Raw genomic sequence first — 879 nt, 5'->3', positions numbered from 1 at the left:
AGCCGTCGTACCGCTGGCCACGGTCGTTGTCGCCCATGTTGTGGGGGGTGTAGCTGCAGCCGAGGATGGCGGTCTTCAGGTCATTGACGGCATAGCCGGTTTTCAGGGCGTTGCGGATCAGCTTCCGTCGCTTCTCGTCCAGCCTGGCGTTGGGGTGATCCATGATGGTCTGCCAATACTGGAAAATGTCATCGATGGCTCTGGCCTGTTTTTGCTGGCTGCTTGCCCTGGCTTTTGGATCGGTGGCTTCTGGCAGCGGCTCACTGGATAAAATCACTTCACCGGTTTGCTCATCGGCGTCGGGTCGAGTGTCAACTCGACAAGGGTCTTTTAAACAGAGTTCCCTTCCATGTTCCGTTCCATGTTCCAGTTCCGTTCCAAGATCCCCTATTTCTATTCCTATCCCTTCCCCAGAGAAATTTTCCTGACCTTCTGGCGTTCGTGAATGTAATTCACCGGAATTCACCGGAATTACTTTCTCGCTAGAATTCCTTTCCGTTAACGGTGGTTCTGGTTTGATTTCTTCGCCATTTTCGGGCGCTGGTAGTTTGCTTTTTGCTTCTTTGGCGTTGATCTTCTGGTGATTGGCAAAGCTCTTGATAACCCCATACTGCTTTCCTTCCACCTGGTAGTGCGTCAAAAATCCACTGTTTTTTAATGCTTCCAGTACCTGGGAAAACTCCAACTCATCATAAGGAAATAGTTGTGCTTTGATCTGTCTGGGTTTCCAATGAAAACGACCTTCCCGGTCTACAAGGGTGAGCAATCCAATAAAGGCCAACCGGCAAGGAAGGCCGCTATTATGTTCAGCGTCATAAAGCTCGTCATGAATAAACAGCTCAGGCTTTACTGTTCTTATACGTCCCATGTATTTTCCTT

The 879-nt window shown here is 49.5% G+C and carries 1 protein-coding gene; it reads right to left on the bottom strand.

Translation table 11 applies throughout. From position 1 onward, the window contains the following. Window positions 1-868, bottom strand: an 868-nt coding sequence (locus AK963_RS29775; protein ID WP_139117811.1) for a hypothetical protein, incomplete at its 3' end; no start/stop codon positions are given. Window positions 869-879 lie beyond the last annotated feature (11 nt).

Origin of the sequence: Endozoicomonas atrinae (genome assembly GCF_001647025.1) — a bacterium.
Classification (GTDB): Bacteria; Pseudomonadota; Gammaproteobacteria; order Pseudomonadales; family Endozoicomonadaceae; genus Endozoicomonas; species Endozoicomonas atrinae.
The sequence above is the reverse complement of the archived record's forward strand: the minus strand, read 5'-3'. Positions and strand labels throughout refer to the sequence as shown.